General features: G+C 33.4%; 21 protein-coding genes and 1 other annotated feature. All 21 genes read left to right on the top strand.

Going from position 1 to position 24,243, the window contains the following annotated elements:
• Positions 1 to 61: 61 nt before the first annotated feature.
• The gene (gene bilR, locus ACZYT4_RS09395; RefSeq protein WP_463785017.1) at positions 62 to 1,999 is read left to right on the top strand and encodes a bilirubin reductase, long form; all 1,938 of its coding nucleotides are present in this window, start codon (positions 62 to 64) and stop codon (positions 1,997 to 1,999) included.
• Between the two features lie 12 nt (positions 2,000 to 2,011).
• On the top strand, positions 2,012 to 3,955 hold the full coding sequence (locus ACZYT4_RS09390; RefSeq protein WP_463785015.1) for an oxidoreductase: 1,944 nt from the start codon (positions 2,012 to 2,014) through the stop codon (positions 3,953 to 3,955).
• A gap of 122 nt (positions 3,956 to 4,077) precedes the next feature.
• The gene (locus ACZYT4_RS09385; RefSeq protein ID WP_463785013.1) at positions 4,078 to 4,665 is read left to right on the top strand and encodes a putative immunity protein; all 588 of its coding nucleotides are present in this window, start codon (positions 4,078 to 4,080) and stop codon (positions 4,663 to 4,665) included.
• Positions 4,666 to 4,724: 59 nt separating this feature from the next.
• Positions 4,725 to 5,246: a DUF3592 domain-containing protein gene (locus ACZYT4_RS09380; protein WP_463785011.1), complete on the top strand. Its 522-nt coding sequence runs from the start codon at positions 4,725 to 4,727 to the stop codon at positions 5,244 to 5,246.
• 149 nt (positions 5,247 to 5,395) lie between these two features.
• Positions 5,396 to 5,606, top strand: a binding site (T-box leader).
• A 118-nt stretch (positions 5,607 to 5,724) separates the two neighbouring features.
• Positions 5,725 to 6,945 (top strand): argininosuccinate synthase, encoded by a 1,221-nt coding sequence (locus ACZYT4_RS09375; RefSeq protein ID WP_463785009.1) that lies wholly within the window; start codon positions 5,725 to 5,727, stop codon positions 6,943 to 6,945.
• 11 nt (positions 6,946 to 6,956) lie between these two features.
• Positions 6,957 to 8,342: an argininosuccinate lyase gene (gene argH, locus ACZYT4_RS09370; protein ID WP_463785007.1), complete on the top strand. Its 1,386-nt coding sequence runs from the start codon at positions 6,957 to 6,959 to the stop codon at positions 8,340 to 8,342.
• A complete protein-coding gene (gene argC, locus ACZYT4_RS09365; RefSeq protein WP_463785004.1) occupies positions 8,335 to 9,369 on the top strand; it encodes an N-acetyl-gamma-glutamyl-phosphate reductase in 1,035 nt (344 codons plus the stop codon). The genes argH and argC overlap by 8 nt, the downstream gene beginning before the upstream one ends.
• Before the next feature lie 14 nt (positions 9,370 to 9,383).
• Complete coding sequence (gene argJ, locus ACZYT4_RS09360; protein ID WP_463785002.1) at positions 9,384 to 10,598, top strand: bifunctional glutamate N-acetyltransferase/amino-acid acetyltransferase ArgJ; 1,215 nt, start codon at positions 9,384 to 9,386, stop codon at positions 10,596 to 10,598.
• A 12-nt stretch (positions 10,599 to 10,610) separates the two neighbouring features.
• Positions 10,611 to 11,471, top strand: a complete 861-nt coding sequence (gene argB, locus ACZYT4_RS09355) for an acetylglutamate kinase (RefSeq protein WP_463785000.1) — start codon at positions 10,611 to 10,613, stop codon at positions 11,469 to 11,471.
• Between the two features lie 10 nt (positions 11,472 to 11,481).
• Positions 11,482 to 12,474, top strand: a complete 993-nt coding sequence (gene argF, locus ACZYT4_RS09350) for an ornithine carbamoyltransferase (RefSeq protein ID WP_463784998.1) — start codon at positions 11,482 to 11,484, stop codon at positions 12,472 to 12,474.
• Positions 12,475 to 12,959: 485 nt separating this feature from the next.
• Positions 12,960 to 13,142 (top strand): hypothetical protein, encoded by a 183-nt coding sequence (locus ACZYT4_RS09345; protein ID WP_463784994.1) that lies wholly within the window; start codon positions 12,960 to 12,962, stop codon positions 13,140 to 13,142.
• A gap of 114 nt (positions 13,143 to 13,256) precedes the next feature.
• Positions 13,257 to 13,826 carry a hypothetical protein gene (locus tag ACZYT4_RS09340; RefSeq protein ID WP_463784992.1) on the top strand — a complete coding sequence of 190 codons (570 nt, stop codon included), beginning with the start codon at positions 13,257 to 13,259 and terminating at the stop codon, positions 13,824 to 13,826.
• A 99-nt stretch (positions 13,827 to 13,925) separates the two neighbouring features.
• On the top strand, positions 13,926 to 14,603 hold the full coding sequence (locus tag ACZYT4_RS09335; RefSeq protein ID WP_463784990.1) for a response regulator transcription factor: 678 nt from the start codon (positions 13,926 to 13,928) through the stop codon (positions 14,601 to 14,603).
• A complete protein-coding gene (locus ACZYT4_RS09330) occupies positions 14,600 to 15,586 on the top strand; it encodes a sensor histidine kinase (RefSeq protein ID WP_463784988.1) in 987 nt (328 codons plus the stop codon). The genes ACZYT4_RS09335 and ACZYT4_RS09330 overlap by 4 nt, the downstream gene beginning before the upstream one ends.
• 100 nt (positions 15,587 to 15,686) lie before the next feature.
• A complete protein-coding gene (locus tag ACZYT4_RS09325; RefSeq protein ID WP_463784986.1) occupies positions 15,687 to 16,448 on the top strand; it encodes an ABC transporter ATP-binding protein in 762 nt (253 codons plus the stop codon).
• Positions 16,445 to 18,349, top strand: coding sequence for an FtsX-like permease family protein (locus ACZYT4_RS09320; RefSeq protein ID WP_463784984.1), 1,905 nt, complete (start codon positions 16,445 to 16,447; stop codon positions 18,347 to 18,349). Before ACZYT4_RS09325 ends, ACZYT4_RS09320 begins: the two co-directional genes overlap by 4 nt.
• A gap of 162 nt (positions 18,350 to 18,511) precedes the next feature.
• Positions 18,512 to 20,575, top strand: coding sequence for a helix-turn-helix domain-containing protein (locus ACZYT4_RS09315; RefSeq protein ID WP_463784982.1), 2,064 nt, complete (start codon positions 18,512 to 18,514; stop codon positions 20,573 to 20,575).
• Positions 20,576 to 20,627: 52 nt separating this feature from the next.
• A complete protein-coding gene (locus ACZYT4_RS09310; RefSeq protein WP_463784980.1) occupies positions 20,628 to 21,746 on the top strand; it encodes an aldo/keto reductase in 1,119 nt (372 codons plus the stop codon).
• Between the two features lie 64 nt (positions 21,747 to 21,810).
• A complete protein-coding gene (locus tag ACZYT4_RS09305; RefSeq protein WP_463784977.1) occupies positions 21,811 to 23,118 on the top strand; it encodes an N-acetylmuramoyl-L-alanine amidase in 1,308 nt (435 codons plus the stop codon).
• Positions 23,119 to 23,346: 228 nt separating this feature from the next.
• Complete coding sequence (locus ACZYT4_RS09300; RefSeq protein WP_463784975.1) at positions 23,347 to 23,868, top strand: nitroreductase family protein; 522 nt, start codon at positions 23,347 to 23,349, stop codon at positions 23,866 to 23,868.
• 56 nt (positions 23,869 to 23,924) lie between these two features.
• Positions 23,925 to 24,243: MATE family efflux transporter (locus ACZYT4_RS09295; RefSeq protein WP_463784972.1), on the top strand; the 319-nt coding region annotated here is incomplete at its 3' end.

Genomic DNA, 24,243 nt, shown 5'->3' with positions numbered 1-24,243 from the left:
TTATATATTTGTAAGTGTTATCATAAGGGCGAGATGAAATGATGAAGAAAAGGAGAAAAGTATGAAATTATTAGAACCCATTCAAGTAGGAAAAATCACATTAAAAAACAGAATTATGTTTCCACCAATGACAACTGGATATGAAGAAAGAGATGGATCTATTGGTGAACAAAGTTTTCATTTTTATAAGAGATTAGCTCAGGGAGGAGTCGCTTATATTGTTTTAGGAGATGTTGCTCCAGTGAATACAGTTTCACCAACACCAAAATTATTCCATGATGGACAAATAGAAGCATATAAAAAATTGGCTGATGCTTTACATGAATATGATTGTAAGTTAGGTATCCAATTATTCCATCCTGAATATGATGTGGATGCTTTAGCTGAGTTATTTAAAAAAGGAGATATGCAGGCAGCGCGTGCTAAATTACATCATGATATGTTGCATTATATTGATGAAGTCACTGAAGAACAATTAAATAATATTTTAGAGAAAATGGGTGCCTGTGTGAAACGTGCTTATCAGGCTGGTGTTGATGTTATCGAAGTACATGGAGATCGTTTGGTTGGATCTTTATGTTCAACAATTTTAAATCATCGTCAGGATCAATATGGAGGGGCATTTGAAAACAGAATTCAATTTGCTTTAAATGTTGTAAAAATTATTAAAGAAAGTGCACCTGATATTTGTATTGATTATAAATTGCCTGTGATTACTGTGAACCCAGATGGAACATTACGTGGTAAAGGTGGTTTGTTAATTGAAGAAGCTGTTGAGTTTGCAAAAAGATTAGAGCAGGCTGGTGTAGATATGATTCATATAGGGCAGGCGAATCATACCGGAAATATGAATGATACGATTCCAGCTATGGGAACAACACCTTATTGTTTTATGTCTCATTATACAAAACAAATTAAAGAAGCTGTGTCAATTCCTGTTTCTTCAGTAGGACGTATTTTAACACCTGAAAATGGTGAATCATTAATTGAAAATGGTGTCTGTGATATTATTGGTTTAGGACGTTCTTTATTAACTGATCCGGATTATGTGAAGAAATTAGAAACAGGTGACATCTCACGTATTCGTCATTGTATGATGTGTAACAAAGGGTGTACAGATGCTATTCAAAACAGACAATTCTTAAGCTGTGTCTTAAATGCAGAAAATGGTTATGAATATGTCAGAGTCATCACACCAGCTCAAAACAAGAAAAAAGTTGTTGTTGTAGGTGGTGGACCAGCAGGTATGGAAGCAGCACGTGTGGCGAAGGAAAAAGGACATCATGTTGTTTTATTTGAAAAAGAAACAACATTAGGTGGTCAGTTAAATATTGCTGCCATGCCACCAAGAAAATATGAAATGAATAGAGGACTTCATTATTTAACAAATGAAATGAAAGAATTAGATATTGATTTAAGATTAGGACATGAAGTTTGTGCACAATGTGTTTTAGAAGAAAACCCTGATGTTGTGATTGTGGCAGTAGGAGCTTCTAATATCATGCCTGCTATTGATGGCGCTAATTTACCACATGTTTATGATGCATGGAAAGTTTTAAATCATGAACAATTACCAAGTGGTAAAGTCGTTGTCATTGGTGGAGGTCTAGTAGGTGCAGAGACAGCAGAAATGCTAGCACAAATGGGAGCAGATGTGTCAATTGTAGAAATGATGGATACGATTGCCAAAGAAGAATCTACAACTGTTAGACCAACAATGATGGCAGATTTTGAAAAACATGGTGTACAACAATATGTGAAAACAAAAGTTACTGCTATTACAGGAAATCATGTTGAAGCAGAGAACGAAGATGGTCAAGTTTCTATTCCTTGTGATTATGTTGTTATGGCTGTAGGAGCAAAACCTAATACTTTTGATACATCATTATTAGAAGAAAAAGGTATTGAAGTGCATGTTGTAGGAGATTGCCATGATAAAGCAGCAGATATCAATCATGCGATTGAAGAAGGATATCTAGCAGCTAATGGAATTGAATAGGAGATTGATAATATGAAATACCCACATTTATTCGAACCTATTCAGATAGGAACACAAACAGTCAAAAATCGTATTTTTATGCCACCACTTTCAACCAATTTAGGAAATAAAGGTTATGTGACAGATGAACTGGTTGAGCATTATAAGGCAAGAGCTAGAGGTGGTGTAGGGCTTTTCGTAACAGAAGTTGTGACAGTGGAACCAACGTATGTTTATTTACCTGGGGATATGTCTATCTATGATGATTCATTTATTGAAGGCTGGAAGAAACTCGTTGATGGTGTTCATGAATATGGAGCCAAAATATTACCACAGTTATTTCATCCTGCTTACATGGCTTTTCCTATTCCAGGAACACCTCAGCTTATTGCACCATCACATGTTGGGCCTTACTATGCAAAATCAGCACCACGCCCTGTCACAAAAGAAGAGCTAAAAGTTATTATTCAACAGTTTGCTGATGCAGCCAAAAGAGTTCAGCAGGCTGGTGGAGATGGTGTTGAAATTCATGCTGCACATGCCCATGGATTATTAGGAGGATTTTTATCACCACAGTATAATAAGCGTACAGATGAATATGGTGGAAATCTAGATGCACGTCTAAAATTAACTTTGGAAGTTGTTGAAGCTGTGAGACAAGCCTGTGGAAAAGATTTTATCATTGATGTGCGTATCTCAGGTGATGAATATAGTGATGGCGGTCTCAATCTTAATGATATGATTTATGTGTCTAAACAATTAGAAGCTCAAGGGGTAGATATGTTACATGTTTCTGGTGGAACAACAATTGCAAGAGGAAGTTCAATTCCAGCACCAGGAACACCAATGGGATCACATAGTGCTTTATCTGCTGAAATCAAAAAATATGTGTCTATTCCAGTGACAACAGTAGGACGTATTACAGAACCATGGCTTGCTGAAGAGCTTATTGCCAATCATAAAGCAGATGCCTGTATGATTGGTCGTGCTAATCTTTGTGATCCTGAGTTTGCTATGAAAGCACAAGCAGGAAAACCTGAAGATATTCGTCCATGTATTGGTTGTTTGCGTTGTCTTAATGGTATTATGTTTGGCAAACCAATAGCTTGTACAATGAATCCTTCATTTGCTTTGGAAAATGAGGAAACATTAACTGAGGCAGAACAAAAGAAGAAAGTTCTTGTTATTGGTTCAGGACCAGCTGGAATGGAAGCAGCCTATATCGCAAAAAAACGCGGACATGAAGTTGTCTTATGTGAAAAAGAAGCAGAAATGGGTGGAGCATTAAGAATTGCCAGTGTTCCTATTGGGAAACAGGATTTATGTCAGGTCATCAAATGGATGCAACATCGTTTACAACAGGCTGATGTCGATATTCGTTTGCAAACAACAATCACTTTAGATATGTTAAAACAGGAATATCAGGATTATGAAGTCATCGCTGCCACTGGTGCGAAACCAATCATTCCTCATCATTTGACAGCATTTCAACAATGGATGAGTGCGGATGATATTCTATCAGGAAAAGCATTCCCAGGTAGAAAGATTGTGATTATTGGAGGAGGTTCAGTTGGTTGTGAATTGGCAGATTATTTAGCACCTTTAGTTAATGATCGTTTCCCTAGAAATCGTGATATTACTGTGATTGAAATGGATCATGAGATTATGCTTCAGGAATCTGGACCAGGACGCTCTTTGCTTGTTCAAAGATTGATGAAAAAAGGTGTTCATATTCAAGTGAATGCCAAAGTGACAAAAGTCACTGAAAATCAGATAACTTATATCCAAAATGGTATTGAACACACTATTGATGATGCCGATACGCTTGTTTTCGCTTGTGGTTATCAACCAGATACAGCATTGGAAGATATGTTCAAAGCAGCACAAGTCAGCTATCATATGATTGGTGATGCACACCAAGTTGGTAATATTAAAGATGCCATCCAAGAAGGATATAACATAACAAAAGCTATTTAAATCGAGGGCAATTCTACGGAATTGCTCTTTTATATTGGTTTTGATAACAGAATATAGGGTTATGATATAGAAATCCATGAACATAACTATTATAATAATGATTTGAAAGGCAGGGAGTCAAAGTGGATCGTATTGATTTGACAGATGTGAAGGATAAATGGAAAAGAAAAAATCAAATTCTTTTTTCAAGAGAAAGTGCCTGTTTACAGGATTTATTAGTAAATATCAGAAAACAATCCCATCAGACTCTGGTTTTATGGGCATTGAAATTTGCTGAAGAAATTGCTTTGACATTACAAAATAAATACCCTGACGATCATCGCCCTACGACTGCGATTGAAAAAACACGTGAATGGGCAAGAGGGGATATCAAAATGCCCGAAGCTAAAAAGGCGATACTTGCAGCACATGCAATGGCTAAAGACATCACAGATGTATCAGATCAGGCTTTATGTCATGCTATTGGGCAGGCGTGTGGAACGGTACATGTAGAAACACATGCGATAGGACTGGTTTTCTATGAATTAACAGCCACAGTCAGACTATATGGGATTGATGATTGTGAACCAATGTTGATCAAAAGAATCAATGAATATCAGTCGTATCTTCCTGTATGTGCACAACATATTCATCAGTATCAATGGGCTAAATTTATAAGTGATGATCCTCATGCAAATAAAGAATATTTATTGTGGTTAAAACGTAAATAAGTTTGAAAAACTCGTTGTTTTTTCATTTTATTGTTAATTCATAAAAGAAGGGGGAAATGATGATAATGACACAACAACAAATAGCATTACTCGTTTTTTTAATTATCGGAGGATTGGGGCTCATATTTTTGATTGTTGGAGTTATTTTGGCATTATTGCAGAAAAGAAAAATAAAACTTTGCCAAGAGATGACACATGGCGTTGTTGTTGATTATTGTTATAGGGGCAATGGCGTGATTGTGCCCATTGTTGAGTATCGTGTATTTGGAGAAACTTATAAGAAAGTTAGGACTTTTCGTGGATATCTGATGAAAAGCTGGAAAAGAAATGGTCAGCCATCTGTTCAAGTGACGAAAAATGATTATTTGTCTATTTCTGGTGGTAGAATGGGACAAAATGATGCGCAATATATGTGGCCAATGGGTTCAAATTTATCTGTGTATTATAATCCTTTGAAACCTCAAATGGCTTATGTTGAAAAAGTACCAGAACGTCAATCAATAGTTGCAATTATTTTTATAAGTTTAGGAGTTTTTTTGATCGTATTATCTATACTCATAGCTTATTTGATATCATTATAAAAGCAGTATAATCTGCTTTTTTGTTTATATAACATCAAGAATAATTGATAATAAGTTTGCATTTTCATAAAAATATTTATTAAATTTTGAAAAAATAAAAATTAATGTTGACAAAATAAAAACATCCATGTATCATAAACGCATATTCAAACAAATCGCTGATCAGGAAAAGTAATTTCTTGAACGCTTCAAGCGAGGTAGTACAGAGTGGAAGGCTACTAAGTGGAAAGGAATGAAACGCACCTGTGAGAGTCCATTGGAAATAAGAGTATAATGGAACGTAACCTGCGTTAAAGGGAAGAGGGGTTAGATATAATATCTAACAACTAGAGTGGTACCGCGTATATATACGTCTCTGGAATAATCCAGAGGCGTTTTTTTATTTGAGTGAGAGGGTGATGACATTGCGGCGATTTCAAAAATGTAAATTAGGAATAAACATCATAAATATAAATAAAAAGAAAAGGAGAATGAAACAATGGAAAAGAAACAATATAAAAAAGTCGTTTTAGCTTATTCAGGAGGATTAGATACATCAATTATTATTGCTTGGTTAAAAGAAAATTATGGTTGTGAAGTTATTGCTGTGGCTGGAGATGTTGGTCAAGGAGATGAACTTGACGGATTAGAAGAAAAAGCTTTAGCTACAGGAGCTTCTAAATATTATTGTGCTGATTGTAAGGAAGAATTTGTCAATGATTTTATCTTCCCGGCTATCAAAGCTAATGCTGTTTATGAAGGAAAATATCTTTTAGGAACTTCACTTGCAAGACCTATCATTGCTAAAAAATTAGTGGAAATTGCCAAAAAAGAAGGTGCTGATGCCATTTGTCATGGTTGTACAGGTAAAGGAAATGACCAAGTCAGATTTGAACTCACAATCAAAGCTTTTGCGCCAGAATTAGATATCATTGCACCATGGAGAGTATGGGAATTAAAGAGTAGAGAAGATGAAATTGAATATGCTGAAGCTAGACATATTCCATTAAAAATCAATAAGGAAACAAATTACTCTAAAGATAAAAACTTATGGCATTTATCACATGAAGGATTAGATCTTGAAAATCCAGCTAATGAACCAATGTATGATAAGATTCTTGAATTAGGAGTGACACCAGAAAAAGCACCTGACAAACCAACATATATTACTTTAACTTTTGAAAAAGGAATTCCAGTTGCTTTAAATGGTGAGAAAATGAATGGTATTGATTTAATCACTGCTTTAAATAAGATTGGTGGAGAAAATGGTATTGGTATCATTGATATGGTTGAAAACAGATTAGTTGGTATGAAATCTAGAGGTGTCTATGAAACTCCAGGTGGAACAATTCTTTATAAGGCACATGCAGATTTGGAAGAAATCACAATTGATAAAGAAACACAACATTTTAAATATCAGGTTTCTCAAAAATTAGCTGATATTTTATATAATGGTCAATGGTATACACCATTAACAAAAGCATTGCTTGCTTTTATTGATGAAACACAAAAGACTGTCAATGGAGAAGTGAAATTAAAATTATATAAAGGAAATATCATTGGAGCAGGTATGACTTCACCAGATACTTTATATAGTGAACAGACAGCTTCATTTGGAGAAGATGAAGATTATAATCAAATGGATTCTCAAGGATTTATTAATTTATATGGTTTACCTATTAAAGTGAAAGCTTTATTAGATCAACAAAGAAAGAAATAGGAGTTGAAAATATGGCGTTATGGGCAGGGAGATTTAAAAAAGAAATCAATGCAAATGTGAATGCTTTTAATTCATCAATATCGTTTGATGCAAGAATGTATAAACATGATATTATGGGGAGTCAGGCACATGCCAAAATGTTAGCCAAACAAGGTATTATTTCTCAGCAGAATTTAACTGAAATTTTAAAGGGATTGGATGAAATCTTATGTGAATTGGAAAATGGAGATTTGCTATTTGATCCTAATGCTGAAGATATTCATATGTTTATTGAGGCAGAATTGACAAAGCGATATCCCGAAAGTGGGAAAAAACTTCATACTGCAAGATCACGTAATGATCAGGTGGCTTTAGATTTAAGGTTATACACACGTGATGAAATCAAAGATATTCAGGATATGTTAATGGAATTGATGCATGTGCTTTTAGATCAATCCAAACAGCATACGCATACGATTATGTGTGGCTATACGCATTTGCAGCGTGCTCAACCCATAACATTTGCTCACCATTTAATGGCTTATGTTGAAATGTTTTATCGTGATTATACAAGATTGGATGATTGTATGAAACGACTCAATGTTTCACCATTAGGTAGTGGAGCCTTAGCGACGACAACATATCCTATCGATCGTCATTTTGTAGCACAGGAACTTCATATGGACGATATTATGTATAACTCATTAGATGGTGTCAGTGATCGTGATTATACGATTGAACTAGCTAATGATCTTGCTATGATTATGATGCATTTATCACGTTTTAGTGAAGAGATTATTCTATGGTGTTCATGGGAATTTAAATATATTGAACTGGATGATGCGTATGCGACAGGATCAAGCATCATGCCACAAAAGAAAAATCCAGATATTGCGGAACTGGTCAGAGGAAAAAGTGCTAGAGTCATCAATGATGTGTCAACATTGTTGACAATGATGAAGGGTTTACCACTTGCTTATAATAAAGATATGCAGGAAGATAAGGAAACTTTATTTGATGCGATTGATCAGGTGAAATTATGTTTACCAGTTTTTAGCGATATGATCAAAACCATGAAAGTTCATGTTGAACGTATGAAAGAATGTGCTGCTAAGGGATTTATTAATGCAACGGATTGTGCAGATTATCTTGTTAAAAAAGGAAGAGCTTTTAGAGATGCCTATAAAACAACAGGACAACTGGTTGCCTATTGTATTGATCATGATGAAGTATTAGAAACATTGTCACTAGATGTCTATCAATCATTTGATGAAGTTTTTAGTGAAGATATTTATCAGGCGATTTCATTATTGACATGTGTTGAAAATCGTATGGTAGATGGGGGACCAGCACCACAGACATGCCAAAAAGCAATCGCAAGAATGGAAAAACAATTGGAGGCGTTGAAACATGATTAAAGTTGGAATCATTGGAGCGAGTGGTTATGCAGGAGCAGAATTATATCGCTTATTGCTGAATCATCCACATGTTGAAATTGTTGCTATCAGTTCTCAAAGTTATGAAGGAAAGATGATTTCTGATTTATATCCATCATTTTATGGAGTCTTTGATATGATACTCACAAATGATCAGGAAGTGATTGAAAAAGCAGATATTGTTTTTGCATCACTGCCACATGGACTGAGTGAAAAGTATGCCAAACAATGTGATGAACAAGGAAAGAAATTCATCGATTTAGGAGCTGATTTCCGTTTAGATCAAGAAAAAGATTATCAACAATGGTATCAACATGATTACCAATATCCACAATTACATCAAAAACAGGTTTATGGTTTAAGTGAAGTCAATCGTGAAAAAATTAAACAAGCGTCAATCATTGGTAATCCAGGATGTTATCCAACATCTATTACTTTGGGGTTATACCCATTATTAAAAAATCATATGCATAAAGATGAAAAGATTATCATTGATTCTAAATCTGGAACAACAGGTGCCGGGAAGACACTCACAGAAGATACACATTTCCCTAAATGCAATGAGTCATTTCATCCATATAAAATAGCAAGTCATCGTCATACACCCGAAATTGAACAGGAATTATCAAAAATGGCTAATCAAGCTATTCATGTGATGTTTACACCACATCTGTTACCAGTGAATCGTGGTATTGTTTCAACGATGTATGTTTCATTAAAAGATGATGTTGATTTTGATGATGTTTATCATATCTATCAAAAAACATATCAGGATGAATATTTTGTAAGGGTTTTACCCAAAGGGAAAGTTGCTGATTTAAAGTTTGTTCAGTATTCTAATTTCTGTGATATATCTTTGCATTATGATCAAAGATATCATCAATTGATTGTTGTGTCTACAATAGATAATATGGTGAAAGGAGCAGCTGGACAAGCTATTCAAAATATGAATTTGATGTATGGTTTCGATGAAAAAGAAGGATTAATGATGGTACCTGCATCATTTTAGTGGGGGTGAATGGATTGAAAAATATTGAAGGTGGTGTTTGCGCTCCAATTGGTTTTCAGGCAGCAGGCATACACTGTGGAATTAGAAAAAATAAAAGTAAAAAAGATTTAGCATTAATTGTGAGTGATGTGATGTGTCATTGTGCGAGTACATATACTCAAAATAAGGTGAAAGGGGCACCTATTTATGTCACACAGCAGCACTTACAAAATAATGAAGCCCAGGCTATTATCTGTAATAGTGGGAATGCCAATACATGCAATCCTGATGGTGAAATGATAGCTAATCAGGTATGCGAATTGTGTGCATCAGAATTAAAGATAGATGTCAATGATATTGTTGTGGCTTCAACTGGAGTCATTGGGCAACCTTTAAGTCTGACACCTTTTCAAAATCATATGTCAGATTTAGTTAAAGCTTTATCAACGAAGGGAAGTCAAGATGCCTGTGAAGGAATCATGACAACAGATACAGTCAAAAAAGAATATGCAGTTGAATTTGAACTTGATGGCAAGACTTGTCATATTGGAGCAATCGCCAAAGGAAGTGGTATGATTCATCCAAACATGGCCACAATGCTGGCTTTTGTGACAAGTGATGTTGCTATTTCTAAAGACATGCTAAATGAGGTAATTCATGAAGTTGTTGATGATACATTTAATATGGTTAGTGTTGATGGAGATACATCAACCAATGATATGTTGACATTAATGTGTAATGGTTTAGCCAAAAATCCAGAAATTACACAAAAAGATGAACATTATCAAATCTTTAAAGAAGCTTTGTTGTCTATCTGTACATGCTTATCAAGAGGCATTGCGAAAGATGGTGAAGGAGCGACAAAACTTTTAACTTGTCAAGTCCATCATGCCAAGACAAAACAAGATGCCAAAGTTGTCGCAAAGTCTATTATTACAAGTTCATTGTTTAAAGCAGCCATGTTTGGTGAAGATGCGAATTGGGGACGTATCTTATGCGCCATTGGTTATAGTCCAGCTGAATTTGATATCAATAAAATTAAAGTTGAACTGGCGAGTCAAGAGGGAACTATCTGTGTTTGTCAAAATGGACGTGGCTATCCTTTTGATGAGGATAAAGCGTCTCAAATTTTAAGTGAAGATGAAATTGAAATCATTGTTGATTTACAAGATGGAGATTTTTCTGCAGTCGCATGGGGATGCGATTTAACATATGATTATGTTAAAATCAATGGTGATTATCGCACATAAAGGGGACTATTTATGAATCAGAATGCAATTGTAAAAGCTGAGATTTTATCACAGGCTTTACCATATATTCAAAAATATCATGATAAAATTGTTGTCATTAAATATGGTGGCAATGCCATGATTAATGAAGAACTCAAGATGAATGTGATTCAAGATGTTGTTTTATTATCAGAAATAGGAGTAAAAGTCATTTTAGTTCATGGTGGGGGACCAGCTATTAATCAGACTTTAAAAAAGATGAATATCGAGTCAAAATTTATTCATGGTTTAAGATATACAGATGATGAAACAATTGATGTTGTCCAAATGGTTTTGGCAGGGAAAACAAATAAAGATCTTGTCAAACTGATTATGCAAAAGGGTGGCAATGCAGTTGGTATCAGTGGTATTGATAATCAGCTGATTGTTGCCAAGAAACATGAATCTGAAGATGATTTAGGATATGTTGGAGATATAGTAAAGATCAACGATCATATCATCATGGATTTATTAGATAAAGGATATATTCCAGTTGTTTCAAGTGTGGGAACTGATGAAGAAGGACATACGTATAATATTAATGCTGATACAGCAGCAGCAGAAATTGCAGCTCAGGTTAAAGCGGAAAATATGATTCTGGTCAGTGATATACCAGGACTTTTAATGGATAAAGATGATGAATCAACATTATTGCCTTTGGTTCACGTTTATGAAGTCAAAGGTTTGACAGATAAAGGTATTATTAGTGGTGGTATGATTCCAAAAGTGGAATGTTGCGTGCGTGCTATTCGTGAAAATGTTAAAAAAGCAGTCATCATTGATGGAAGAATTCCACATTCTATTTTGATAGAGATGTTATCTAAAGATGGTATTGGAACAATGTTTACAAGATAGGAGGTCAGCTATGGTTAATTTAAAGAATAGAAGTTTTTTAACATTAAAAGATTATTCTAAGGAAGAAATTCGTTATTTATTGGATTTAGCTCATCAGTTAAAGAAAGAAAAGAAACAGGGAAGAATTGGCACAGCTTTAAAAGGAAAAAATATCGTTTTATTGTTTGAAAAAACATCAACACGTACACGTTGTGCATTTGAAGTGGCAGCTTTAGATGAAGGTGGACATGTCACATTTTTAAGCAATTCTCAAATGGGAAAGAAAGAATCTTTAGAAGATACCGCAAAAGTTCTAGGAAGAATGTATGATGGTATTGAATTTAGAGGTTTTGAGCAAAAGACTGTTGAAGATTTAGCGAAATTCTCAGGAGTACCTGTATGGAATGGATTGACAGATGTTGATCATCCGACTCAGACATTGGCTGATTTTATGACAATCGAAGAACATTTAAAGAAACCATTAAATGAAGTGAAGTTTGTTTTTACAGGAGATATTCGTAATAATGTTTGCTATGGATTAATGTATGGAGCAGCCAAGATGGGAATGCATTTTGTCTGTTTGGGTCCAAAGACTTTACAAATAGATTCTGAAGTTCTTAACTATTGTCAGCAGGAAGCACAAAAATCAGGTGGAAAATTTGAAGTTTTAGATAATGTTGATGAAGCAGTTAAAGATGCTGATGTGATTTATACAGACATTTGGGTGAGTATGGGAGAAGATGAATCTCTATACAAACCTAGAGTTGAAATGTTATCACCATATAAAGTTACAACTGAAATGATGAAAAAGACAGGAAAAGATTCTACACTCTTCATGCACTGTCTTCCTTCATTCCATGATTTTGAAACCGAAGTTGCGAAAGCGAAACATCAACAAGGAATAGATATTAGAGAAGTGGAAGATGAAGTGTTTAGATCTTCACAATCTGTTGTATTTGATGAAGCAGAAAATAGAATGCATACCATTAAAGCGGTCATGGTTGCTACAATTGGAAATTTATAAAACAAAGAGGGCGTAATAAAACAGCTTTTTAAAGGTTGATTTGTTACATCCTTTTATTCATTTAGATGTAGATGCGTATATAGAAAATGAACACTTAAAAATGAGTAAAATAAAAATTGTGATTGTAGGAAGTTCGGCTCTTGTTTCAAATAATATTCATATCAAAGAGACAGAAGATATTGATATTATTAAAATAAGTAGTTATATATCTGAAGAATTATTGAGAAATATAATATGAATACAAGAGTGAGTGGACTAGAAAATTTCTTTCCTTATAACTATATAGATAGAATTGAACAACTATATTATGTTGGTGCTATCTTAATCAAAAATGGTTAATAATCATATTCAACTTTCTTATCATTTAGAAATGGTAAACAATATGTATCCGATAGTTACAGAAGATAATATATTATCATATTTACAGAATTCTCAAAATGAGGAGTGTCAGAAATATAGTCATTCATAACTTTTTGAGTGAAAATATGAGACGAGATGAAACAGAGAAGAAAAATACATATAGAAAACGTATTATAAATATGAAAGAGAAAACAAAAATCATAGCTTATCAATTATGTAAATTATCGAATGTTAATGCAGGCAATTTTGATGCTTTTTTCAATAAAGGTGATAATAACAAACTATTTTTAAAAAATGTAGAGCAATGATGTGAGTTCTGAAAGCTTACTATAATAGCGATGTATTTTAAGTTGACACTTCTTTTCATCGTTTATACACAATGAAAAATTATAATGAAAGTATAAAGATGGGAGGGAAAGAATATGAAAAAAATATTATTTATGCTTGTTTTGATATGCGTCTGTGGTTGTACGCAAACAATTGTAGATGATCAATCACAACCTTCTTCACAAACAAATCAGAATCATGTGACAGAGCAAGAAACAAAGAACCTGATAGAAGATGACCATGTGAAAGAGTTGATGTCAGGTATCAAGAAAACAATGCCAGAGGGTATTTATCAGGAACTAAAAAATAAAGGTGTTGTAAAGAAAGCTACAGACACCATTTTGATTGGTAATGATGAAGAAGAACCAACATTACGTTTGGATTTTACTTATTTAGATGATCAGCTTATTCAGTTTGTTAATAAGGAATATGGTTTTTTAGAAACTTTACCAGAAAATAAAGTTAATGAAGAACAAGCGAAAGAAACAGCACAGACATTTGCCAAAGTCTTTTTGAATCAGGATGTTGAGCTTACAAAAACAACAGATTTAAGTGGTTATGATACAGGTGATTATGTCACTTTTGAAGATCAAAATCAAAATACATATTTAGTTGATTTAAATAGAAATGTATTCTTGAAATATCAGAATGCTTCACAAGACTAAATGAAAGAAATAAGCATAATGTTACATTTTTGTAATGTTATGCTTATTTCTTTTCAAGAAAAATAGAAAAAGATATAATTGTTTTAAGGAGTTGGTATGATGAATGCAATGCATATTATGATTGTGGAAGATGATGAGACATTAGCAAGAGAAATCAAAGATTTTCTGATGCGATGGGGATATCATGCTGTTATAGCAACACATTTTGATAATATTATAGAAGATTTTTTAAATTATAAACCACATCTTGTATTGATGGATATTAATTTGCCTTATTATGATGGATTTTATTGGTGTACCCAAATTAGAAATTTATCACAGGTTCCAATTATTTATATCAGCAGTCGTAATGATGATCATGATAAAATTAGAGCCATGGTTCAAGGTGGGGATGATTATGTTGATAAGCCATTTCATTTAGAACTTTTAAAAGCTAAGATTGAAGCTATATTAAGAAGAACTTATCATTATAAAGTCAAAGATCAAATGAGAATTAATCAGGATATTTATTATGATAAAGTGAAAGGAAGTCTTTATTATCAAGATCACGAGATTCATCTAACGAAATCAGAGAGTCAGATTATTTGTTTGCTTTTAGAATCACAGGGAGAAATTGTCTCAAGACAAGCCTTAATGGAAGCTTTATGGAATACAGATGAATTTATATCTGATAATTCTTTAACAGTTTTGATTTCTCGTTTAAGAATGAAACTCAAAGAGGAATGCCATTCTGAAATCATTGAAACAAAGAAAGGTCAAGGTTATTATATATTATGATTTATTTACGAAAATACAGTCGTTATATAATGGTTATGATCTTGATTATACTCACTTATAATCTCTATTTCATTTATCTTGTTCCTAGGGCGAATACACAATATTTAGTTTATTTTGATGTTGTCGTTAGTGTGTGTCTTCTTTTTTTTATTTTCTTGGATTTTATGCGTGAAAGATATCGTTTGGATAAAAAACAGGATTATTTACAATCAACAGAAGTGATCTGTTTTGAATTTGATGATTATGACAATATTGATATTGCCTATCATGATGTCAATGTTCTTCAAAAGCAGTTGGATGAAAGATATCAAATGAATAATGATTTACAGGATTATATGACAAAATGGTGCCATGAAATTAAAATCCCACTGGCTGTCAGTTTATTGATCAATCAAAAAAATACAGATTATAAGCAAAAACAAAATATGCAGGAACAGTTAGAAAAGATGAACCAGTATTTAAATCAAATTATGGTTGCCAGTCGTATTCAAAGCCAAATACATGATATTTATGTGAAACCAGTATCATTAAAAGAATGTGTTCATCAATCCATAAAGAATAATCAATTCTTTTTAATTAAGAATCATTTTGAAATGGATGTGAATGTGGCAGATTTACAAGTATATAGTGATAAAACGTGGCTTATCTATGTTTTGGATCAGATTATCAATAATGCGATTAAGTATGCCAAAGAGTCATCCCAATTAAAGATTTGGAGTGAACAAAATCAAAAAGAGATTCATTTATATATTGAAGACAATGGAGAAGGTATTCAATCACAGGATTTACCTAGAATTTTTGAAAAAGGATTTACTGGTCAAAATCATCATAATGGTCAATATAAATCTACAGGAATGGGATTATATATGGTAGAAAAAGTCATGTCTCAATTAGGACATTCTATTGAAGTAGAGAGTATTTTTCAAGAGTTTACACGTATTTGTATAACCTTTAAAGATCAAAGAGATTATTTTTATCGCTAACCTTTCAATCAATGTAAGATATAAAGAGATATTGTTATGAAGATGTAAGGATTTCTAACAGATGATATTTTAAAATGGAAAGTGTTAGGAGGAATAATTTATGGATAAGAAAAAGGTTGTTGAAATCAAAGGATTAGTTAAGAATTATGGAACGAGAGGATTTCAGACAAGAGTTTTAAAAGGTATTGATTTAACCATTTATGAAAATGATTTTATTGCGATTATGGGTCCAAGTGGAAGTGGGAAAACAACGTTGTTGAATATTTTATCAACCATTGATAAACCTACACAAGGAACAGTGCTATTAGATGGCAAAGATGTCACAAAGTTGAAAAATAAAGAATTATCTCAAATCAGAAGAGATAAGATTGGTTTTATTTTTCAGGATTATAATTTATTAGATACCATGACTTTACAAGATAATATTGCCTTACCATTATCATTAAATGGTGTATCATCACAGGTATGTATATCCAAATGTCAAACTTTGGCACAGATTTTTGGGTTAAAGGAACATTTAAAGAAATATCCATATCAATTATCAGGAGGGCAAAAACAAAGGGGAGCAACTTGTCGTGCTTTAATCAGTGAACCTGAAATCATATTTGCGGATGAACCTACGGGAGCACTTGATTCTAAATCAAGCCGTGATTTACTGGAACGTCTCAAGATGGTCAATGATGAAGGAAAAGCCACTATTTTAATGGTCACACATGATGCTCTAAGTGCTTCTTATGCTAAGGATGTCTATATATTAAGTGATGGTATGGTGAAATGTCGTTTAACACGAGGAGATAGTCGTAAAGAATTCTATGATCGTATCATTGATATGCAAGTTTCTATGGGAAGTGATTTTTCATGAACTTAGCCAAATTATCTTTTATGAACTTTAAAGCCAGTTTTAAAAATTATGTTTCATTAATTGTATCATTAGCTTTTACAGTTCTCATTATTTTTAATTTCTTTAATCTGATGGATTCTTCTGTTATGGAATCATTAGGAAAAATCAATAGTCAGAATATTAAGATTGTTATTCAATGTGTGATTGTTGTTTTATGTTGTTTCATGTTTTTCTTTATCTGGTATGCAACAAATGTTTTTTTAACCAAACGTAAAAAAGAAATTGGCGTCTATGTTTTTATGGGATTGACAAATCAGAGAATTGGAAAACTTTATATGTTGGAAACAATGATGATTGGTCTTGTTGCTTTAATCATGGGAATTGGTTTTGGGATTTTGATTTCTCAGTTGTTTACAATGATTTTAGTAACGATTTCTGATATTGAAGTCAATCTATCTTTTGAAATTTCATTATCAGCCATTTTATGGAGCGGTTTGATTTATTTTATTGTTTATATGATTTTTGTTTTCAAAGGATATATCAATTTAGTCAGTAGCAGTGTTTTAGATATGGTCAGTGCCAATCGTCAAAATGAATATGTAAAACAAAATAAAGTGATTCTCTTTTTAAAAGCCATCCTTGGAATCATGATTCTCATTTTAGGGTATTATTATGCTATTAAAGAAGGTGGCATGGAAACGATGGCCAATGCATTATTGGCAGTTGTTTTGGTTATCATAGGTGTCTATCTGTTATTTGGTGGTTTCATTCCATTGGTTTATCAGACATTGGCTTCCAATAAAAGATTTCTATATAAGAAACAAAGAACTTTATGGATCAATCAGATTATCTTTCGTATGAAGAAAAATTATCGTACTTATGCGATTGTCACAGTACTGATGATCTGTGCAGTTACAGCATTGGCAACAGGTGTGGCTATGCATGAACGTTGCCAGATGATACATGATTTTGAAAATGTCTATACGTATCAGATTTTCTCTCAAAAAGATAATCTTCAAAATGAGTTTACAAAGGTGATAGAAGAACATAATGATATTCAATATAGTTCTTATATTGAAATGTTGCAGGTAGAGGGAAGCTTTGCTAGTACAACTCATCAAAAGAATACATTTGCTTTAATTCCATACTCTCAATTAAAAGAATTAGCTCAAGATTCTCATCAGACATTTGAACTTAAACAGCCCCAAGATGATGAAGTGATTGATTTGTCTCATCAATATATTCTTTCATTAATTACAACAGATGAACTAGAAGATATTCAGATACAAAATCAAGTCTATAATACAATTCAAAGAACAACTGTCCCTTATTTAGGTTACTTACAGGAACAAGTTTCTTTCTATTGTGTCAGTGATGATGAATATCAAAGACTAAAATCTACAGAAACATCATTATATGTCTATAATTATAAAATTGAGAATACCAAAATGTTGAATGAATCTACTGAAGATATTCAACAGCATCAGGATTGTGCAGGTTTAATCAAAGTTGATCCACAAAATGATTCTAATCAATGGATCAAAATGCTTTATCCTGTCTGTATCTTTATGTTTATGGTCTTTATCTTTGCCAGTGGCAGCATTATCTTTATGAAGTTATATAATGATGCCTTTGAAGAAAAAGAACGTTATCGTGTCTTAAGAAAAATAGGTATTGGCACAAAAACATTAAGAGCAGGTGTTCAAAAAGAATTATTGTTAACGTATATTGTGCCATTTCTACTGATGAGTCTTTCTTCTTATTTCTCAGTTCATGCTTTGGCAAATATGATGCAGACAGATCTGTTATCAGTCAATATATTGAGTGTAGGAGTTATTGCTATATTCTTTGTAATATGTTATGGATTATCAGTTGTTATTTATTGTCAAAATGCAGGTATATATGAAAAACGTATGTCATAAAAGGAGCGAGTCTCCTTTTTTGTTTTTTGAGAGGAAAATAATGATATAATAGCCTTATCTATCATCAAATGTTTCAAATTCTCCTGACAGGAGAATGAATCTAGCATCAAGATGTTGTTATGGAGATAAAAATTCTTATAAAATGATGAAGAGGTGGTCATTATGAATAATCAGAAAATTGGTCAATATATTGCATCTAAGCGTAAGGAAAAAGGATTAACCCAAAAGGAACTGGCAGAAGCTCTTTCTGTAACAAACAAAGCAGTATCGAAATGGGAAACTGGAACCAGTATGCCCGACATTTCTTTATTAAAAGATCTGGCTCAGATTTTAGATATAACAGTCGATGAATTATTAGAGGGAGAAGATCAAAAGGACAAGAGAACATTAGAAGTCAAAGATTTTGTTCATTTCAAAATAACGAAAGATATGTATAAAAAATATCTCAAAGTTCAAATGTATCAACAACCACTATACCTCTTTATCACAACGGTATTAGGATGTCTTTTTATGTGTTTAGGGTTAGCATTGTTTTTAGCCAATCGTTATATTGGTAGACATATGGATATGATAGGTATGCTGTTAACTGCTATAGGCTTTTGTGTTTTATTATTTCATATTATCAAAAGAAGTCTTCTGATAATGTTTTATAAACCTTGTGAAGTTCAATATAGTCTTGATCAGCAGGGATTTGATTATATTAAGGATGGTGAAAAAGTCTTTTATTTTTTTGCTGAAGTTTATAAGATTATGATTATTGATGATTTCGTTGTTTTAAACAGTAATCATCAGATTCATTTTCTATTGAAAGAACATTTTGATCATATTAATTATTTATGGACATGTTCTATAGAAACACCTATATTGAGAAAAGCAAAGATGCAGTTATGGATGAAAATCATTTTTGCGATAGGAACATTGTTATTGGGATGTTTAGAATTAGGATATCTGATTGTTTTAAAACGATTAGGCTTTGAATATATGTTTGATACTATGGAAAGTGTTGTGATTCTCTGTATTCTTTTATTTGTGTCAGCTTTTCTTTTGGTATGTAAAAAACAATGGACACGCAAACAAATGTTAATAGGATTAGCAGCTTCAGTCATTTTTTTATTAGTAACATGGTTGTCAGGAAATCAGCTATCTGGATATCAGACATATTATTCTTTATCACCTGATTTGTCTCATCAGCTGGTTTTAAAGCAATCTAAACAGACAGGACAGATTAAAGATTTACATTACTCATTTTTATGTTTTGGTAAATCTGGCAGTATATTTGATACCAATCAAGAGCCTATTCATACACTATGGTTAAATGGCGATAATAATCTTGTCTCTTATCGAGATTCTACTGGTCAAAGACTGGCATATGTAGCCACTTATGGGGATCGTGGCAATGGGATTTCTTATTATCAGGTCGTAGGAACTCTCACAGGGAACTGGGCAACTCTTCAAGAACGTGATCAATCTTATCAAGTCAGTGTTGATCAGGGAAATATTGAAATTCAACATCAAAATCAAACATTTTACTATTCATCTTCTCAAATTGAACAATTTGGAACAACAGCCATTGTATGTCAAGATATACGTGGAAATGCACAATATGTCATAGCGTTGAATGAAAACTGTGAATTTAATGATAGTGGTCTGATTACATCAGATGGAACTATTACAATTGTTGATATGGAACAACTTTTACCAACAGAGTTATTCTGTACAACTTATAAAGAAGATCCTCTTGTCCAACAGGAAATTGATAATCAGGTGGAAGAACAGGCTAATCAACTGATTTCTCAAATGCAAAATATTTTATCTGATGATCCCACACTTGATTCATATCAGGATACTTATGATATTTTTTCAATCAAAACATCTTCTGAAGATTTTTTTGAAATTGCACGCTTAGCTTTTCAAAAAGATATTCAAGATGATGTAATCAGTGAAGGCATGAAATATATCAATCAGATAACTGATATTTCTGTGAAAGCAGGAACAATATCAGATTTTTATGTGGAAATGAAAGCTGACATAAAATTAGAGAATATGTCTACAGGTCATATTGATTCCAATGGTTTATTGGCTAATTATCGTATTATGCAAGGTGATGGCTGTTATTTGATTGGAAGAATAACTTATCGTGTTCCTGGAGATGTTCATTTGTTAGCATTGCCTTCTCCAATAGAAAAAGATGTTTCTGAGGATTCACACTACTATTTTGAATATTGATATCACTTCTTTGTTCACTTATAATAAGAGTAAGAGTATGGAGGTCTAATCTATGGAGAAAAGAAAGTTTGAAAAATTAGGAATTGAATCATCATTATTGGGTTTTGGATGCATGCGTTTTCCATTAGATGAAAATGGAAATATTGAAGAAAAAGAGGCAGAACAAATGCTGGATAAAGCCATTTCACATGGAGTCACTTATATTGATACTGCATACCCATATCATAATGGAGATAGTGAACCTTTTGTTGGAAAAGTATTAAAAAAATATGATAGAAATCAGTACACTTTAGCGACAAAGTTACCTATCTGGAATGTCAATAGTCAACAAGAAGCCAGAGAGATTTTTGAATCACAACTACAAAGATTAGGTGTGGATTACGTTGATTTTTATTTATTACATGCTTTAGACGAAAAGAAATGGGAGAAGGTTTTAGAATATCATATTATTGAACTATGTGAAAAATTAAGACAAGAAGGGAAAATAAAATATCTTGGTTTTAGTTTTCATGATGAATATCCTGTTTTTGAAAAAATCTTAAAAGCTCATGATTGGGATTTTTGTCAATTACAGTTAAACTATATGGATATGAATATTCAAGCAGGACAAAAGGGTGTCGATTTAGCCAATCAGCTAGGTGTTCCTTTGGTTGTAATGGAACCTATTAAAGGTGGTAGTCTTGCAACTCTTCCACAAGATGTGACACAAATGTTTAAGGATTATGATGCAAACAGAACTTTAGCATCTTGGGCACTTCGATATGTAGGAACTTTACCTGAAGTGAAAGTGATTTTAAGTGGGATGTCAACACTTGAACAAGTGGAAGATAATTTGAAAACTTTTGAAAATTATCAGAATTTAAATGATGAAGAAATGAAAATTGTTCAAAAGGTGGCAGATACATTACATGCTCGTACAAAAAATGGATGCACAGGTTGTGGATATTGTATGCCTTGTCCTTTTGGTGTGAATATTCCATCTAACTTTAAATATTGGAATAATTGCTTTATCTATGATGATGAAAAATTATTTAAAGGTAAATATGAAAAGATGGATGAAAAAGAAAAAGCAAGTCATTGCCAGCAATGTGGAGCATGTGAAAGAATGTGTCCACAACAATTACCAATTAGAGAGGATTTAAAACGCGTCGTACAAGATTTTGAGAGATAAACCATCTCTCTTTTGTTTATACTGGAAAGATGATAAAATGAATATACTGAAGGGGGAAAGTATCATGACGAAAAAGAAATGGATCATATTGATTTTATCCATTGTGATTATCGTTGCAGGAGGAATTGGTGGATATATCTGGTATCAAAATGATCAAAAACAAAAAATATTAGATTCTATTCAACTGACTTTTACAGATCAGACAGTTATAGAATATGGGAGTGACTGTCATGCAGAGGAATTGGTAGCCAAACAAAGCGGACAATTATCAGCTCCTCAAATAGATACAATGAAAATAGGTAAGCAAACTTTAGAATATAAAGTTTCTAAAGGTGATTTAAGTAAAACATTTTCACATGAAATCGAAGTTAAAGATACACAGTTACCAGAAATCAAATTGACAAAAGAGTCTGTAACACTTGATTATGGTGATCAATTTGATGTGAAAAAATATATTGAATCAGTGAGTGATAAAGTAGATGGTGAATTATCATATATCAGTCAAGACAAGATCAAAGAGAATCAAAATAATTACTATACATATGAAAGTGATGTTAATACAAAGAAGGCTGGAACATATGAAGTGACTATAAACGCTGTTGATAAAAATCAAAACAAAACTGAAAAAACATTGAAAGTCACAGTGAAAGAAGAAGTAAAGGAAGAAGCTTCAAAATCTCAAACTTCATCAACTTCATCGTCATCTTCTTCAGCATCTTCATCTATGTCAAAACAATATGTCGCTTCACCAAATAATAAAGTGATTGTGATTGATCCAGGACATCAGGGCCAAGGCAATAGTTCTTTAGAACCAATTGGGCCAGGTGCTTCCACTAAGAAAGCAAAGGTTGCTGGAGGAGCGACTGGCACATCTACAGGAATTCCTGAATCGCAAACAACATTAGAAGTGGGATTAAAGTTAAGAAGTGAGCTACAAGCGCGTGGCTATACTGTTATCATGACAAGAACAAGTCAGAATGTGAATATTTCTAATAAAGAACGTGCCATGATAGGTAATAACAATAATGCGGCAGCAGTGATTCATTTACATTGCGATGGAGCTGGTTCAAGTGCCAGAGGAGCTCATACAATTGCCCCAGCAAGTGATAATCCTTATTGTTCATCTATTTATAGTGCTTCATCAAGACTTGCTCAAAATGTGATCAGCTCTTATTGTGCGAAAACAGGTATAAAAAATCGCGGTGTTTCTTATCGTAATGATTTGTCTGGACTCAATTGGAGTGAAGTCCCAGCTATATATATTGAAATGGGATTTATAACGAATGCCACAGAAGATCAGCTTTTAAATGATGATGCTTTTCAAACAAAATGTGCACAAGGTATTGCTGATGGAATAGATGCTTATTTTTAGGAGAATATATGAAATGTTATCGTTCAAAGATTTGGATTATATGTCTTTCCTTGCATGAAGATTGATGCTTGACAGTCTTTTGAAAGTGAGCTATAATGATAGACGTAAAATTTGAGTGGACTTTTCCGGATTTGGTCATCTTTTTGCCACACACCTATCTTGTGATAGTTGTGTGGCTTTTTTTATTACCTACATCCTGGAAATGTTGACAGTGAGGAGGATTTTTGTATGGAAAAGAACTTTTTATCTCTAATCAAGACGCGTCGCAGTGTAAGAGCTTATAAATCGACACCTGTCCCTTCTGAGGCATTGGACGCTGTACTGGAAGCGGGGACTTACGCGCCCACTGGAGGGGGACATCAATCTCCAACTATCATTGCAATTACAACTCCCAAATATAGACAGGAGATTGCAAAACTAAATGCAGAAATAATGGGAAGTAACACAGACCCTTATTATGGTGCACCTGTCGTGATTTTGGTTTTAGCAGATGAATCTGCAAACACTTTTGTTGAGGATGGAAGCTGCGTTCTTGAAAATATGATGCTTGCAGCTCATGCCCTTGGGCTGGGAACCGTATGGGTACATCGAGAGCGAGAAATTTTTGACAGTGAGAAAGGTAAGGCACTCCTGCAAGAGTGGAACTTTCCAGAAAACTTACGAGGCGTTGGTGCGATTGCATTGGGTTATCCGGCCAAGGAAATTGGTCAGCCCGCAGCACGCAAAAAAAACTATATTGTTCGTATTTAACGTACTGCTATCTGGCATAATTTTTTAGATAGACAGTTGTTGGGAGGAGGGAGAATATGCACCCTAATGACAAAATGGCGGTTGTGCCCGTTGGGAAGCTCATCTGGCAAATGTCGATACCGCCGCTTATTTCCATGTTCCTGCAATATTCCTATAACCTGATAGACAGCGCGTTTGTGGCGCGGTTGAGTGAGAATGCGCTGACCGCTGTTTCTCTGTCATTCCCGATTACAACACTGATGAATGCGGCGTCTATCTGGATCGGTGTGGGCGTGAATGTACTGATTGCAGGGTATCTTGGGCAGAAAAAGCAGGACGAGGCAAATACCACCGTCACGCATGGATTGTTATTGGCCTTTGGAATTGGTGCTTTGC

The sequence above is a fragment of the Massilimicrobiota sp. mt181 genome (genome assembly GCF_055420065.1).
This window is presented reverse-complemented; position numbering and strand designations above follow the sequence as displayed.

Coding starts and splice junctions, on each gene's coding strand:
- bilR (WP_463785017.1), top strand. CDS start 62: ATGAAATTATTAGAACCCATTCAAGTAGGAAAAATCACATTAAAAAAC.
- ACZYT4_RS09390 (WP_463785015.1), top strand. CDS start 2,012: ATGAAATACCCACATTTATTCGAACCTATTCAGATAGGAACACAAACA.
- ACZYT4_RS09380 (WP_463785011.1), top strand. CDS start 4,725: ATGATAATGACACAACAACAAATAGCATTACTCGTTTTTTTAATTATC.
- ACZYT4_RS09375 (WP_463785009.1), top strand. CDS start 5,725: ATGGAAAAGAAACAATATAAAAAAGTCGTTTTAGCTTATTCAGGAGGA.
- argH (WP_463785007.1), top strand. CDS start 6,957: ATGGCGTTATGGGCAGGGAGATTTAAAAAAGAAATCAATGCAAATGTG.
- argC (WP_463785004.1), top strand. CDS start 8,335: ATGATTAAAGTTGGAATCATTGGAGCGAGTGGTTATGCAGGAGCAGAA.
- argB (WP_463785000.1), top strand. CDS start 10,611: ATGAATCAGAATGCAATTGTAAAAGCTGAGATTTTATCACAGGCTTTA.
- argF (WP_463784998.1), top strand. CDS start 11,482: ATGGTTAATTTAAAGAATAGAAGTTTTTTAACATTAAAAGATTATTCT.
- ACZYT4_RS09345 (WP_463784994.1), top strand. CDS start 12,960: ATGAGACGAGATGAAACAGAGAAGAAAAATACATATAGAAAACGTATT.
- ACZYT4_RS09340 (WP_463784992.1), top strand. CDS start 13,257: ATGAAAAAAATATTATTTATGCTTGTTTTGATATGCGTCTGTGGTTGT.
- ACZYT4_RS09335 (WP_463784990.1), top strand. CDS start 13,926: ATGAATGCAATGCATATTATGATTGTGGAAGATGATGAGACATTAGCA.
- ACZYT4_RS09330 (WP_463784988.1), top strand. CDS start 14,600: ATGATTTATTTACGAAAATACAGTCGTTATATAATGGTTATGATCTTG.
- ACZYT4_RS09325 (WP_463784986.1), top strand. CDS start 15,687: ATGGATAAGAAAAAGGTTGTTGAAATCAAAGGATTAGTTAAGAATTAT.
- ACZYT4_RS09320 (WP_463784984.1), top strand. CDS start 16,445: ATGAACTTAGCCAAATTATCTTTTATGAACTTTAAAGCCAGTTTTAAA.
- ACZYT4_RS09315 (WP_463784982.1), top strand. CDS start 18,512: ATGAATAATCAGAAAATTGGTCAATATATTGCATCTAAGCGTAAGGAA.
- ACZYT4_RS09310 (WP_463784980.1), top strand. CDS start 20,628: ATGGAGAAAAGAAAGTTTGAAAAATTAGGAATTGAATCATCATTATTG.
- ACZYT4_RS09305 (WP_463784977.1), top strand. CDS start 21,811: ATGACGAAAAAGAAATGGATCATATTGATTTTATCCATTGTGATTATC.
- ACZYT4_RS09300 (WP_463784975.1), top strand. CDS start 23,347: ATGGAAAAGAACTTTTTATCTCTAATCAAGACGCGTCGCAGTGTAAGA.